Source organism: Clostridium sp., assembly GCF_050717515.1.
Taxonomy (GTDB): domain Bacteria; phylum Bacillota; class Clostridia; order Clostridiales; family Clostridiaceae; genus Clostridium_AD.
In genome coordinates this window covers 19,374-32,912 of sequence record NZ_JBOITL010000005.1, presented here as the reverse complement: position 1 = coordinate 32,912, position 13,539 = coordinate 19,374, and the positions used below count along the sequence as shown (strand labels likewise).

Annotated in this window: 14 protein-coding genes and 1 tRNA gene; 6 read left to right on the top strand and 9 right to left on the bottom strand. The window is 30.6% G+C overall.

Translation table 11 applies throughout. The annotated features are described in order from the left end of the window. Together pfkB and ACREV6_RS01165 are read right to left on the bottom strand one after the other, a co-directional pair. Nucleotides 1-939: a 1-phosphofructokinase gene (gene pfkB, locus ACREV6_RS01170; protein ID WP_431576200.1), complete on the bottom strand. Its 939-nt coding sequence runs from the start codon at nt 937-939 to the stop codon at nt 1-3. 14 nt (nt 940-953) lie between these two features. Next, nucleotides 954-1,715, bottom strand: coding sequence for a DeoR/GlpR family DNA-binding transcription regulator (locus ACREV6_RS01165; RefSeq protein ID WP_431576199.1), 762 nt, complete (start codon nt 1,713-1,715; stop codon nt 954-956). A 355-nt stretch (nt 1,716-2,070) separates the two neighbouring features. Between ACREV6_RS01165 and ACREV6_RS01160 the strand changes: the two genes are divergently transcribed. Beyond that, on the top strand, nt 2,071-2,559 hold the full coding sequence (locus ACREV6_RS01160) for a cysteine hydrolase family protein (protein ID WP_431576198.1): 489 nt from the start codon (nt 2,071-2,073) through the stop codon (nt 2,557-2,559). Nucleotides 2,560-2,707: 148 nt separating this feature from the next. Continuing rightward, on the top strand, nt 2,708-3,154 hold the full coding sequence (locus ACREV6_RS01155) for a GNAT family N-acetyltransferase (protein ID WP_431576197.1): 447 nt from the start codon (nt 2,708-2,710) through the stop codon (nt 3,152-3,154). Between the two features lie 92 nt (nt 3,155-3,246). Here the strand turns inward: ACREV6_RS01155 and ACREV6_RS01150 are convergent, their stop codons facing one another. From ACREV6_RS01150 to ACREV6_RS01120, 7 genes are all read right to left on the bottom strand, one after another. Beyond that, entirely contained in the window at nt 3,247-3,453 is a 207-nt protein-coding gene (locus tag ACREV6_RS01150) for a (2Fe-2S)-binding protein (RefSeq protein ID WP_431576196.1), read from the bottom strand. Between the two features lie 19 nt (nt 3,454-3,472). Continuing rightward, nucleotides 3,473-3,913: a nucleoside deaminase gene (locus ACREV6_RS01145; protein WP_431576195.1), complete on the bottom strand. Its 441-nt coding sequence runs from the start codon at nt 3,911-3,913 to the stop codon at nt 3,473-3,475. Between the two features lie 92 nt (nt 3,914-4,005). Further along, on the bottom strand, nt 4,006-5,934 hold the full coding sequence (locus tag ACREV6_RS01140) for an ABC transporter permease (RefSeq protein WP_431576194.1): 1,929 nt from the start codon (nt 5,932-5,934) through the stop codon (nt 4,006-4,008). Between the two features lie 21 nt (nt 5,935-5,955). Continuing rightward, nucleotides 5,956-6,726 carry an ABC transporter ATP-binding protein gene (locus ACREV6_RS01135; protein WP_431576193.1) on the bottom strand — a complete coding sequence of 257 codons (771 nt, stop codon included), beginning with the start codon at nt 6,724-6,726 and terminating at the stop codon, nt 5,956-5,958. A 195-nt stretch (nt 6,727-6,921) separates the two neighbouring features. Beyond that, entirely contained in the window at nt 6,922-7,899 is a 978-nt protein-coding gene (locus tag ACREV6_RS01130) for a sensor histidine kinase (RefSeq protein WP_431576192.1), read from the bottom strand. A 50-nt stretch (nt 7,900-7,949) separates the two neighbouring features. Next, complete coding sequence (locus ACREV6_RS01125) at nt 7,950-8,624, bottom strand: response regulator transcription factor (protein WP_431576191.1); 675 nt, start codon at nt 8,622-8,624, stop codon at nt 7,950-7,952. 198 nt (nt 8,625-8,822) lie between these two features. Continuing rightward, a tRNA-Arg gene (locus ACREV6_RS01120) sits at nt 8,823-8,899 on the bottom strand. A 209-nt stretch (nt 8,900-9,108) separates the two neighbouring features. Between ACREV6_RS01120 and ACREV6_RS01115 the strand changes: the two genes are divergently transcribed. The 4 genes from ACREV6_RS01115 to ACREV6_RS01100 all read left to right on the top strand — a co-directional run bounded on the left by ACREV6_RS01115 (nt 9,109) and on the right by ACREV6_RS01100 (nt 13,532). Further along, nucleotides 9,109-10,497, top strand: coding sequence for a pyruvate carboxylase subunit B (locus ACREV6_RS01115; RefSeq protein ID WP_431576190.1), 1,389 nt, complete (start codon nt 9,109-9,111; stop codon nt 10,495-10,497). Between the two features lie 115 nt (nt 10,498-10,612). Continuing rightward, a complete protein-coding gene (locus ACREV6_RS01110) occupies nt 10,613-10,927 on the top strand; it encodes a phasin family protein (RefSeq protein WP_431576189.1) in 315 nt (104 codons plus the stop codon). Between the two features lie 97 nt (nt 10,928-11,024). Beyond that, nucleotides 11,025-12,626, top strand: coding sequence for an ABC1 kinase family protein (locus ACREV6_RS01105; RefSeq protein WP_431576188.1), 1,602 nt, complete (start codon nt 11,025-11,027; stop codon nt 12,624-12,626). A 21-nt stretch (nt 12,627-12,647) separates the two neighbouring features. Continuing rightward, the gene (locus ACREV6_RS01100; RefSeq protein ID WP_431576187.1) at nt 12,648-13,532 is read left to right on the top strand and encodes a phosphatidylserine decarboxylase; all 885 of its coding nucleotides are present in this window, start codon (nt 12,648-12,650) and stop codon (nt 13,530-13,532) included. Nucleotides 13,533-13,539: the final 7 nt, after the last annotated feature.

Sequence of the window (13,539 nt, the reverse complement as noted above, 5' to 3'; positions counted from 1 at the left end):
TCATCCTTTCGTTATATAATTTATATTTATTTCCTTTTTCAATCTCTCTATGTCAACAAATCTTCCTGTTTGTGTTCCTTCAGTCATTACATTAGCTGTACTTGTTGCACAGGCTAGCTTTATAGCTTGCTCAAAACTGTAGTCTTCCTGAACTGCTACGGCCATTGCTGCAACCATAGAATCGCCCGCGCCTACTGTACTCTTAACCTCTACCTTAATCCCTGTTACTTTTGCTACTTTATGGTCACTTATGAATATGGACCCCTTAGATCCTAGTGAAATCACTACATATTTTACTCCATACTCCAATATTTTTTTAGCAGTCTCAATAACTTGATCTTCGCTATTAATGCTTATATCAAATGCTTTTTCAAGTTCGTCTATATTTGGTTTTACCATATATGGACCAGCTTTAATTCCTTGCATTAGCAGCTCACCTTCTGCATCTAATATAACCTTACCACCCCTTTTTTTTATGCTTTTTATTATGTCAGCGTATATGGATGTACTCACTCCACTTGGTACACTACCTGAAAGAACTACTATTGAATCACCTTTACACTGTTCCATAATTCCCTGTTTTATGTTAGTGATATCTTTTTCTCCTAACCTAGGTCCATTTTCATTTATATCTGTGTGTGTATTATTAACCTTATCAAAAATTTTTAGATTAGTTCTAGTTTCTCCTTTTACAGTTAAAAAATTATTGTCAATATTTAAATCATCTAAATAATTTTTTATTTGATTTCCACTACTTCCCCCTAAAAAACCTAAGGCTATACTTTTATGCTTTAACTCCTTAATAACTTTAGATACATTGATACCTTTTCCTCCAGCATCAACCCTTGTAGACACAATTCTATTAACAGTATCAATTTTAAATCCATCTATTTCAATAGTTTTGTCTAAAGCTGGGTTTAGAGTCACTGTTATTATCATTTAATCACCCCAATTTATTTTGCTTTGATAATTTTTACATCTTTTTCTTTAAACTTTTCTATTAATTCATCATCTAACTTATTATCTGTAATAATTGTATCAACGCTATCTAGGTCAACGATTTTAGCAAAGGAAACTTTGTTAAACTTAGTATGATCACATACTACTATAATTTTTCTGGCTATTTTTATCATTTCTCTTTTAGTACTCGCTTCTACAATATTTGGTGTGGTAAGTCCATTGATAACGCATACACCATTAACGCCTATAAAAGCTTTATCCACCTTAAAATTTTTAAATGTACTATCTGCTACAGGTCCTACCAGTGCTCTAGTTTCCCATCGTAATGTACCCCCAGTAACAATTACTTCCACATTCTGTTTTTTAGCAAGTTCAAAAGCTATATCCACAGAATTTGTTAAAATCGTTATATTTTTAGCGGTTATATTCCTGGCAATATTAAGAGTAGTGGTACCTGCATCTAACACTATTGTCTCCCCATCTACTATCATGGATGCTGCAAGCTTTCCTACTGATTCTTTTTCATCATAAAATTTATCTATTTTCTCCGAAAAAGTAGGTTCAAATTTAGTATTATCATTTAATACGGCTCCACCATGTACCCTTTTTATAAGTTCCGACTCTTCTAATTCTTGAAGATCACGTCTAATGGTAACTTCCGACACTTCATATGTCTGGGATAAATCGCATACTTTTACTTTTCCATTTTTATTTAAACTATCTAATATTTTTGATTTTCTTTCCTCAGCAAACATAATTTAAAAACTTCCTTTTATCATATTTGGAATAAGAATAATGTTCGTTTATATTTGTTTTAGTTTCATTTGCTTTCGCTTGTGTTCATTTTAGTATATTATGATATCGTTGTCAACATATAAAAAAAAATTATTTTAATTTTATAGTTTAAGCCACATTACAGTGCCCTGCAAAAATTAATAAATACAGTGGAAAAAATAATTATAAACATTCTTTCCATTGTGTTTATTTAAATCAAACTGGTATAATATTGCTGTGATATAACAGCTAGCTATAAAATGAATAATAATTTTATAGTTGAATATGCAAGGATTAATAATGATATTTCAGATAATCGTGATAGGGGGAAACATTATGTCAAAAGTAGCACTTTTAATAATTGACATGCAAAAAAATTGTAAAGAAGCCACATCTTGCACGTCATCCTTTGAAAAAGCAGTAGAATATATTAATGAAATCAGTGCCTATTTCCGCAAGAAAGAACATCCTGTGGTAATCATACAGGATGTTGAATCAGGTGGGGCAGAGACTGAGGGCTTTAAATATGTGGAAGAATTAATAGTATCAGACAATGATTTTTTTGTGCATAAATCCTATAGCAACGCTTTTTGGGAAACAGAGCTAGATACTATTCTAAAAAGTGAAGGTGTAGACTGTATTGTTGTAAGTGGATTTGCAGCAGAGCATTGCGTCCTCTTTACTTACAATGGTGCTATGGAAAGGGGTTATAATACTTTCTTGCTTCAAAATGGTATCGCGGGGTTTGATGATGATGAAATTAAACGCATTCAGTTGTTAAGATCTGTTGTAAGCTATGGAGCCCTTGAGTATTTTTTGAAATAAGCTTTGTTAGATATAATCCAGAGTCAATACTAAACTTGAGTATTGACTGATGGGTCAGTCAATATTACATTTTTTGAATGAATACACATGGTGATGAGTCATTAAGTTAAAAAAGGAAACAAAAACAAACAAAGTGAGGTAGATCACAATGAACATATTTTTGAAAGAAATAGATGAAAATAATTGGAGCGAATGTGCTAACTTAAAAATCAAAGAGGATCAAAAGCGATATTTACCGCATCCAAATGTAGTTTCAATTGCCGAGTGGAAATTTAACCCCAATTGGATTGCTTTAGGCATATATACCAGTACTGAAATGATAGGGTTTGCAATGTATGGCGTGGATATAGGAGACAACACTCTATGCTTATTTCGTTTTATGATTGATGAAAAATATCAAGGAAAAGGTTATGGAAAATTTGCTTTGGTTGAATTATTAAATAAGATGAAAAATGAAAATGATTTTAATGAAATATGGTTGAGTTTCCATCCAGAAAGTATAGTAGCAGATAGGTTATATTCTAGTTTTGGATTTAAGCCGCGGATTACTGGCCTAGAGTCAGAAGATGAAGTATTTTATGTGCTTAAATGTTAATAATATTTTATGTTTATATTTTCAAGTAAAGATAAAAGTTCCAGGTTATTCAACCTGGAACTTTTTTGTATGCAAACCCATTATAGCAATCTTTATTGACTTTTTAAAAGTTCCTCTATCTTAGGAGTACACCTATGACCTTTGCATCCGCCTGACCCTGCTCCTGTAGCTTTTTGAACCTCTTCTACAGTTGTTGCTCCATTTTGTATAGCCTTTTTTATTGTAGATCTTGGTATAGCCTTACATAAACATACTTTTGTAAGTTTATCCATTATTTCATTATTTATATTTCCGTCCATAATATTTTCTCCTTTCACCTTATCTTTTATCTTTAAAAAAATCAGTCAATAAATTACCACATTCCTCGTTATATAACCAATTTATTTCTGTCCAGTGATTTAATGCATCATTTTGAATAAGATTTATAACTGAACCACAAGCCCCTACACTAGGATCAAAGATGCCTATATATAATTTACTTATCCTAGACTGTAATATAGCTCCTGCACACATAGGACAAGGCTCTAGAGTTACGTACATATCACATCCAGTTAATCTCCAAGTACCTAATACGTCACAGGCTTTTTTTATAGCTAAAATTTCTGCATGAGCAGTTGCATCTTGAAGCGTTTCGCGGAGGTTGTGTGCTCTAGCAATGATTTTGTTATCTTTAACTATAACTGCACCTACAGGTACTTCGTTTAATAATAATGATCTTTTCGCTTCTTCTAATGATTCCTGCATAAAATCTTTTATCATGTTAACCCCTTTATTCTTTAATAATTATTCTTTAATAATCATTATACTTTTAAACTGTGAGACTTTCAATACATTTATTTGAACATTTGCATCTATCCTTTTGCATCTACTATTTTGCAGTAAGAATTGACTGTTAATATATAATATACTAAATAAATCAGGGTATATACGCCTACAGTTATAAATACTGGATATACTAAGCTTGAGCTAAGTGCAATTTGCAGAATTGTTAATGCAATAATACTATGGGCTATTCCAACAACTAAAGGTAGTGCGAATATAAAGGCCATTTGCTTTGCTATAGAGACTCTTATTTCTGATTTTTTCACACCGATTTTCTTTAGGATATCATATCTTTCCTTATCCTCACCAGCCTCTGACAATTGTTTAAAAAATATTATACTTCCTGTGCAAATCAAAAATATAAAACCTATAAATGAAGCTAAAAATATTACAATTCCCATTTTTGTCATAGTATTTCTGTAACTCCCGTAATAGGATGATAAGGCTTCTTTACTACCTAAAGCTTTTTCTATTTCAATTGTAAGCTTTTTACTTTCTCTTTGATTTTCAATATTTATGAATGTCCTTTTTACAACCTTATCTTTATTATATAATTTATTGTAAACCTCATCCTTTACAACTACGGTGTCCTGCATATATAAATCTTTTATAGCAAGTTGATTCGTTAAAAGGCCCTCTTTAAAATCTTTTATTTTTAATGGCACCCTTTTATCTTTTATTTTAAGCTCTATATTTTTACCAACTGGACTTTCCATTATCTTGTCTGAATACATAATCATGAAAAAAAGTACTTCATCTGAGTTTAAAGATATATTACAATCTAGTCCTCTTGCTTTATATAAAGCTTTCATATTACTTTCTGATATAACAAAGGATTTTTGATTTGTTAATGGATGCATTTTCATCTTTGATAACTCAGGCCATTTACTATCTATAATCATAAATTCGCTCTTTGTAGAACTTTTGATTTTATTACTAGGATATTTGTTTATGATTTGCTTGATTTGTTCATCTATACTTTTACCATTACTCTTATAGTCATAACTAAAAGGGGTTAGTTTCTCTATACTATTTATTTGATCGTAATAAAGTGATGCAGCTGTTCCCATAGCAGTAATAGTGGTAGCACTAAGCACTGCAATAGTAGCTAAGGATCTTCCATTCGCTTTTATTCTATATAAAAGTTGCGATGTGGCTATCATGTTTAAACCTCTAAAATATTTAACCTTATTTTTCTTAGAAAGCTTAACTATAAATACTATAAGGGAAGAGAAAAACATATAAGTTCCGATTACTGTACTAACTAGTATAATTAACAATTTAGAAAAACTATCAAATTTAAATGCTAATGTCATATAATAACATGTTCCAATGAAAATTATCGAAAGTAGGGCTAATACTAGAGAAGCTTTGGGTGGCTTCTGTGCTACCTTCTCTGATTTAAACAATTCTATGAGCTGAAATCTATAAATTAGTGTATAGGAATGCAGGGATGCTACAATAAATATCACTAAAAACACTATAATTGTGGTAATAATAGCCTTTAAAGATATAGCAAATTTAACATTTACATCAAAGCTCATAATATGAATTAAAATCATTACAAATAGCTTTGAAAATAGTGTTCCTATTAGTATGCCGCAAGCAAGAGCCATCCCTCCCATTACTAGATTCTCATAAAATAACATTCTTCCTATCTGCTTTTTCTTAACTCCCAGCATTGAGTATAATGCTATTTCCTTTTTTCTTTTCTTAGTAAAAAAAGAATTTGAGTACCATATGAACATAGCTACAAATACTGCTATGACAATAGACGCAGCATTAAAAGCAGTACTTACTTTCATAGATTCCGCCGCTAAGTCTGCAACCTGTTTATTATATCCTATGGAAGTAAAGGTATAATAAATCATTATACAAAATATCATGGATACAAAATAAATTAAATAGTTATGAAAGTTTCTTTTTATATTTCTAAAAGTAATATTAAATAAAGTCATCTCTATCACATCCTCTCTAAGTTAAAGTGTTACTTCATTTAAATTGCCACCTAAAGCGGCCAATACATCTAGTATCTTTTTAAAAAATTCTTTTCGTGAACTTGAGCCTTTTACAATCTCTGTAAATAGCAAGCCATCTTTTATAAATATTATCCGTTTGCAATAGCTAGCTGCAAAGGCATCATGGGTTACCATCATAATAGTAGCTTTCTGATCTACGTTTAAATCACTTAGAGCCTGCAGGAGTTCAGTGGAAGATTTAGAATCCAAGGCCCCTGTAGGTTCATCGGCTAATATTAGTTTTGGTTTAGTAATAATAGCTCTAGCAGCCGCAGCTCTTTGTTTTTGTCCCCCGGATACCTCATAAGGATATTTATTAAATATATCATTTATACCTAAAGTAGTTCCTATAATACTAGCACGTGCTTCAATATCTTTTATGTTTACCCTAGCAAGAGCTAAGGGAAGTACCACATTTTCTTTTAAAGTTAAAGTATCAAGCAAGTTGAAATCTTGAAATATAAATCCTAATTTATCTCTTCTAAAAGAAGCTAACTTGTCTTCATTCATTTTTGCAAGATCTTCACTATCAATAGTTACTACTCCTGAAGTTGGTTTATCTATAGTTGATATAATGTTTAACAATGTAGTTTTCCCTGCACCTGAGGGACCCATTATTCCAATAAACTCCCCTTCTTTTATTTCAAGGTTTATATCATTTAGTGCAGTATAAACATTACCCCTTGAGCCGTATACTTTTTTTAAATTTCTGGCAACTAATACATTTTCCATTTTTATTTCCTCCTTAAATCATCTTCTTCGAAGCTACAATATTAACGACTTCTGAAATGTCGTTAAACCCTTTCGATTCTTACAATTAAATCTTATAACAAATCAAGTATTCTATCCATTGTATAAGGTTACAAAGTGACCTTTAAACTTACATTGTTGTAAGTTTTAAAAAAAATAGGGCTACAAAGCATATTTTTAGCTTGTAACCCTGTAATAATCTATAAGCTTTGGAAAATGAACTGTTACCCTAGTAAATTCAGAAGGTTTAGATTCAATAGTTATGTAATGCCCAAGCTTTGTGGCAAGACTTTTTGATAGGTAGAGTCCCATGCCTGTAGCTTTAAAATCTTCCCTACCATTATATCCAGTAAAACCTTTATCAAAAACCCTTTGAATATCCTCAGCTTTTATTCCAATTCCATTATCTTCAATAATAAGCTGTTTTCCACTTAAATTTAATATTCCAATGATTTTTATAAGTCCATTGTTTCCTGTATATTTTAATGAATTTGATAAAATCTGATCCAGAATAAAGAAAAGCCACTTTTTATCTGAGTCTAAAGTAAATTCTAAGTCACTTATTTCTATCTTTATTTTTTTACCTATAAACTCCTTTGCATGTTTTTTTACAACTCCCATAATTAGACTATGCATATTTATTTCATTTATTAAATAGTCCTTTGAAAAGCTATCTAATCGTGAATAGTATAATGCTTGTTCAACATAATTATCTATGTGACCTATTTCATCCTCTAGGTTACTTAAAGTTTCCTCCTTAGACTTATATACACTGTTCTCTATAACTAATCTACATGCAGAAATAGGCGTTTTTATCTCATGAACCCAGGCATTTATAAAGTCTACATTTTCTTTTTTTGCTTCGTATAATTCACCGATTTTCAAATCGAATTCTTCATTAACTTTCATGAGAAGTTCCGCATATAGCTTTTGTTCATAATTTAAGGATTTAGGCAAAGAATTAATAATATTTTCTTTTTGATTTTCTATAATATATTTAATAACATCATAATACCTTTTATTTTTTAGATACTCAAATATTAAGTAAAGTATAAGCATAATAAAACCTACTATATTGATATAGGCTATATTATCGATACTTATTTTTACTACATTATTAAAATACACCACAGAAGAAATAAATATCATCAACATAAAATAAAACAAAATCAAAAATATCCTGTCCCTTAAAAAACCCTTAAATTTCATAGTATTATGTACCCTTGACCTTTTTTTGTTTTAATTAAATCTTCCAGTTGAATATTCTCTAATTTTTTACGCAATCTATTGATATTTACTGTAAGGGTATTATCATCAACAAAACTTTCATCCTCCCAGAGACTTCTCATAATTTTATCTCTGCTTATTAAATTACCATTGTTTTTCATAAGTAAGTATAGAATGCTAAATTCATTTCTGCTAAGTTCCACTCTCTTATCTTTAAAAAACACGCTGTTATCCTTCATATTTAAAACAATATTTTTATACTGGAGCACATTAGTCTGCGCATCTGCGTAGGAATAAGTTCTTCTTATTAATGCATTTATTTTGGCCATTAATATTTCAAGAGAAAAAGGCTTTTGAATAAAATCATCTCCGCCCATGTTAATTGCCATTATAACATCCATATTATTATTTCTTGAAGAAATAAATATAATAGGAACCTTTGATATTTCTCTGATCTTACCACACCAGTAATAGCCATCAAAAAATGGCAGATTTATATCCATAAGAATTAAATGGGGAGAATATTTTGAAAACTCTACAAATATTTCATTAAAGTTATCCACGGCTTTTCCATCAAAGCCCCATCTCACTATATTTTCAAGCAATATTTCCTTTATCCGAGTATCATCTTCTACAATCATTATCTTAAACATGTGAAAACCTCACTTTAAATTTGAACTTAGATTCTTTTCTATTGTACTATAAAATTATTTATTTTCAGTGTAAAACGTAAATATTGTATAAATTGGTTGTAAAATAATCTAATTAATAATCTTTAAAAAATTATTCTCACTTTTTTAATTTCCAAGGAAATAAAAAAGCTAGCAAAGTATTACTTTGCTAGCTTTTTTTGGTGCACACGAGAGGAGTCGAACCTCCGGCCTTCCCCTTAGGAGGGGGACGCTCTATCCTACTGAGCTACGGGTGCATATTTAATTGTACTATAATATAATATTACACTTTTATAAGTATGTCAACCTATGGATGTTTAAAACCTAAATTTATAAAATAATTAAACTGAAATGTAAATTGTAAAACAAATCCATGTTTTCTGAAAAATAAATGATTTATTGCATGTTTTTTGTAAGTTTATATGATAAACTATCAATAAATGATATTAAATTATGAGGTGATTAAATGAAAAAAATCCATATAACAGAGACAGTACTTAGGGATGCCAACCAATCCTTAATTGCTACACGACTTAAATTCGAAGATTTTGCTACTATAATTCCAGCTTTAGATAATGCAGGTTATCATTCATTAGAATGCTGGGGAGGTGCCACCTTTGACTCTTGTTTAAGATATTTGAATGAAGATCCCTGGGAAAGGCTCCAAAAAATAAAAAGCATAGCTAAAAAAACTCCACTACAAATGCTTCTTCGTGGTCAAAATATATTAGGTTATAAACACTATCCTGATGACGTAGTAAGAAGATTTGTTAAAATGTCTGTATATCATGGTATAGATATAGTAAGGATATTTGATGCTCTAAATGATTTATCAAATATAAAAGTTGCTATGGATGAAACTAAAAAACAAGGAGCACACGCTCAGGGTGCTATAGTTTATACTGTAAGCCCAATTCATGATATTAGCAATTATACAAAACTTGCAAAGCAGCTCGAAGAAATGGGTGCTGATTCTATCTGTATTAAAGATATGGCGGGCCTTATTATGCCAAGCATCGCCTATGATGTAGTTAAGGGAATGGTTGAAACCGTAAAAATACCTATATACCTTCATTCTCATTGTACAAATGGACTAGCTGAAATGTCTTGTTATAAGGCAATAGAGGCAGGTGCTACTGGTATTGATTGTGCTATTTCAAGTTTTTCTAGTGGAACTTCTCAGCCACCTACAGAAAGTATGCATCAAGCACTAGTTACTGCTGGCTATGATACTGGACTCGATAATATAAAACTTAAATACATAAATGATTTTTTTAAACCAATAAAAAAAGATGTTTTAGCCTCTGGATTATTAGATCCACTAGTCTTAACTCCGGAGCCTGAAGGTTTAACTAATCAAGTTCCTGGTGGCATGCTTTCTAACATGATTTCACAACTTAAGGCACAAAACTCTATTGATAAACTAGATGCTGTTCTAACCGAAGTACCTAGGGTACGGGAAGATTTAGGATTTCCACCACTAGTAACTCCTATGAGTCAAATGGTTGGTACTCAAGCTACCATGAACATTTTAACTGGAGAAAGATATAAAATGATATTAAAAGAAGTTAAAGCCTATTGCAAGGGTGAATATGGACTAGCTCCTGGACCAATTAATGAAGTTCTTTTAAAAAAAGCACTAGGTAGTGAAGAACCTATAGTTGGAAGGTACGCAGATACCTTAGCACCAGCTTTTGAAAATGCAAAGGAGTATCTAAAGGATTTAACTACTAGCGAGGAGGACATATTATCCTACCTAGCTTTTCCTCAAATAGCAGAAGAATTTATTAAAAACAAAAAACAAAAGCCCTCTGCAGATCAAGTAAGAATTGAAACTGAAAGTGAGCCTATATAATAGTAAACTAACACCCTTAATATTAAAAATTGAGGGTGTTAATTTATTATTAGTATTTTAATACATGAAATAGTATATAATGTACATTATATACTATTATTTGGAGGTGTTTTGATTGAATAACGATATCAAAAATTTTTTCCTAGCCGGCCTTGGATCTGCAGCTTATACTTATGACAAAGCTACAAATCTAATAGATGATTTTGTAAAAAAGGGTAAGATAACCTTGGAAGAGGGCAAAGATTTATCTGAAGAATTAAAAAGAACTGTAAAAGAAAAAAAAGATGGAAGTCCCACTTTCAAAAAAGATCACACCCCCCTTACAAAGGAAGATATGGCTTTACTTTTGAAAGAAATGAACTTTGCAACTAAAGATGATATTGAAAAATTAAATAAAAGATTAGCAAATTTAGAAATAACTCTTCCATAAATATTATAAGTAAAATGAAAGTCCTACTATTATTTCTAGGACCTTTCACTTTAACCACATTTCAGCACCGCAGGTGCTGATTTAAGAGAGGTATAAAATGCGACGAAAATCTGTTAATCGATTTAGAGAAATTGTTAAAGTTCTTGGATCCTATGGCTTTGGATATATTGTAGACTCTAAATTTAGTAAACAAAATAAACTCCCTGAAAATTTAAGGAAAGCCTTTGAAGAACTTGGCCCTACTTTTATAAAAATTGGCCAAATACTTAGTACAAGGCCAGATTTGTTATCGCCAGAGTATATATCAGAACTTTCAAAGCTTCAGGATAATGTTGCTCCCGAAAATATTGAAACCATAGAAAAAGTATTTTTTGATGAATTTAAAGTGTCAACAGCTGAGTGTTTTGAAAAGTTTAATAAAAAGCCATTAGCCTCGGCATCCATTTCTCAAGTACATAAAGCTATATTAAAAGACGGTAGAGAGGTTGTAGTAAAAATACAAAGGCCAGATATTGCAGAAAAGATGAAACTCGATATCTCTATACTAGTTCGCCTAATAAAGCTTGCAAAAGCAAGATTTTCTGATGCCCTAATTGATCCAGAAGAAGCATTACATGAAATTCTTTTGATCACTGAGCTCGAACTTGATTTTAACAATGAAGCAAAAAACATAAATAATTTCAAAAATTTCAACAAGGATGTTGCATTTTTATATGTGCCTTACGTTATTGAAGAATTATGTAGTACCAAAGTTTTAACTATGGAGCGAGTTTATGGTTTTAAAGTAGATGATATGAAAAAACTCCAGAGCGGCCGCTACGACCTTGAAGATTTAGGTAAAAAACTAGCTTTATCTTACTTAAAACAAGTTTTAGAAGATGGTTTTTTTCACGGTGACCCACATCCTGGAAATATTTTTGTATGTGAAGGTAAAATTTGCTTTATAGATTTTGGAATTATGGGAAGTATCTCAAATGCTATAAAATCCACACTAAATGATATGATATCAGCGGTTGCTTTTAATGACATAAACAAAATGATTTCTTCCCTTTTATCTATTGGAATAAAAAAAGGATATGTAGATAGAAACAAGCTATATGAGGATTTAGATTATCTTCTTATTAATTATCTTTCAGTTTCACTAAGCAATATCCAGGTTTCAGTTATGCTCTCTGAAATATTTGATATAGCAAGACAAAACAATATCCGTTTGCCTCGTGATTTAACACTTTTAATAAGAGGTCTTGTAATTTTAGAAGGTGTAATTGCAAGTATCGCCCCGGATATAAAAATAATAGATATAGCTATTCCTTATGTTAAAGCTAATAGTAAATTTTCATTATTAGCCAATTTAGACCTTAACACTTTGCTTATCCGTTCATATGCATTTATAAAAGACTCCTTTAGACTTCCTTCAAAAATCATAGAATTATCTGATAGTCTAATAAGTGGAAGAGCTAAGTTACAACTAGAGCATAAAAACCTAAGCACTCCTATAAATGAGTTAAATAAAGGTATAAACAGATTAGTTTTTGGACTTATTATTTCTTCTATGATTATAGGTTCTTCTACAATTTTAAATTCCAATATAGGACCTAAAGTATATAATATATCCCTTATTGGTATAACCGGTTTTGTAACTGCTGCATTTATGGGCTTTTGGCTATTAATTTCTATAATAAAATCTGGAAAACTATAAACTATAAGAACGAGGTATTTTATGATTAAATATTACAATAGAAAAGAAAACAAATATGAAATTGAAAAAGTAGCTGGTGAAAAGTATTTGAATTGGTCTTACTGCTCTCCTGCAGGAAAAGGACTAGTTGAGTTATTACTTAAGAAAAAGCTATTTTCAAAATTATATGGCTATTACTGTGATACAAAAATAAGTTGTAAAAAAATTGATAGTTTTATTGAAGATTTCAATATTGATATGTCCTTGTATCAAAATACGCCAGATCAATACTCCTCATTTAATGAATTTTTCATAAGAGCATTAAATCCAGATGCCCGAATAATCGCGAGTAATGATAATGTTTTAATTTCACCCTGTGACGGCAAAATTTCTGCATACAAGAATATTGACCTAGATGGTTTAGTCCAAATAAAAGGATTTACTTATTCTCTTAAAGAACTAGTGGAAGATAACGAAGTATACAATTTATATCATGGTGGTACTTGCTTGATTTTTAGATTATGCCCCACTGATTATCATAGATTTCATTTTATTGATAGTGGAGTATGTGGCCAAACAACTAAAATCAAAGGTCATTATTATTCTGTAAATCCCATAGCCTTAAAAAACATTAAAAAACTATTTTGTCAGAATAAAAGAGAATGGAGTATATTTCACTCAAATAATTTTTCTGATGTTCTTTGCATAGAGGTTGGTGCTACTTGCGTCGGCTCAATTATTCAAGGTTATACTCCAAATTCTAAAATTATTAAAGGTGAAGAAAAGGGGTATTTTAAGTTTGGTGGCTCCACCGTAATCCTATTCTTTAAAAAAGATGTTGTAAAAATAAATGAAGAAATACTCGCCCAAACACAATTAGGTTTTGAAACTTCTGTATACTTAGGAGAAAAAATAGGACTGAAATAATCTTTCA

What these genes read in the sequence shown, in the direction of transcription:
- pfkB (WP_431576200.1), bottom strand. Translation starts at nt 939, where the DNA reads ATGATAATAACAGTGACTCTAAACCCAGCTTTAGACAAAACTATTGAA.
- ACREV6_RS01165 (WP_431576199.1), bottom strand. Translation starts at nt 1,715, where the DNA reads ATGTTTGCTGAGGAAAGAAAATCAAAAATATTAGATAGTTTAAATAAA.
- ACREV6_RS01160 (WP_431576198.1), top strand. Translation starts at nt 2,071, where the DNA reads ATGTCAAAAGTAGCACTTTTAATAATTGACATGCAAAAAAATTGTAAA.
- ACREV6_RS01155 (WP_431576197.1), top strand. Translation starts at nt 2,708, where the DNA reads ATGAACATATTTTTGAAAGAAATAGATGAAAATAATTGGAGCGAATGT.
- ACREV6_RS01150 (WP_431576196.1), bottom strand. Translation starts at nt 3,453, where the DNA reads ATGGACGGAAATATAAATAATGAAATAATGGATAAACTTACAAAAGTA.
- ACREV6_RS01145 (WP_431576195.1), bottom strand. Translation starts at nt 3,913, where the DNA reads ATGATAAAAGATTTTATGCAGGAATCATTAGAAGAAGCGAAAAGATCA.
- ACREV6_RS01140 (WP_431576194.1), bottom strand. Translation starts at nt 5,934, where the DNA reads ATGACTTTATTTAATATTACTTTTAGAAATATAAAAAGAAACTTTCAT.
- ACREV6_RS01135 (WP_431576193.1), bottom strand. Translation starts at nt 6,726, where the DNA reads ATGGAAAATGTATTAGTTGCCAGAAATTTAAAAAAAGTATACGGCTCA.
- ACREV6_RS01130 (WP_431576192.1), bottom strand. Translation starts at nt 7,899, where the DNA reads ATGTTGATGATATTTATTTCTTCTGTGGTGTATTTTAATAATGTAGTA.
- ACREV6_RS01125 (WP_431576191.1), bottom strand. Translation starts at nt 8,624, where the DNA reads ATGTTTAAGATAATGATTGTAGAAGATGATACTCGGATAAAGGAAATA.
- ACREV6_RS01115 (WP_431576190.1), top strand. Translation starts at nt 9,109, where the DNA reads ATGAAAAAAATCCATATAACAGAGACAGTACTTAGGGATGCCAACCAA.
- ACREV6_RS01105 (WP_431576188.1), top strand. Translation starts at nt 11,025, where the DNA reads ATGCGACGAAAATCTGTTAATCGATTTAGAGAAATTGTTAAAGTTCTT.
- ACREV6_RS01100 (WP_431576187.1), top strand. Translation starts at nt 12,648, where the DNA reads ATGATTAAATATTACAATAGAAAAGAAAACAAATATGAAATTGAAAAA.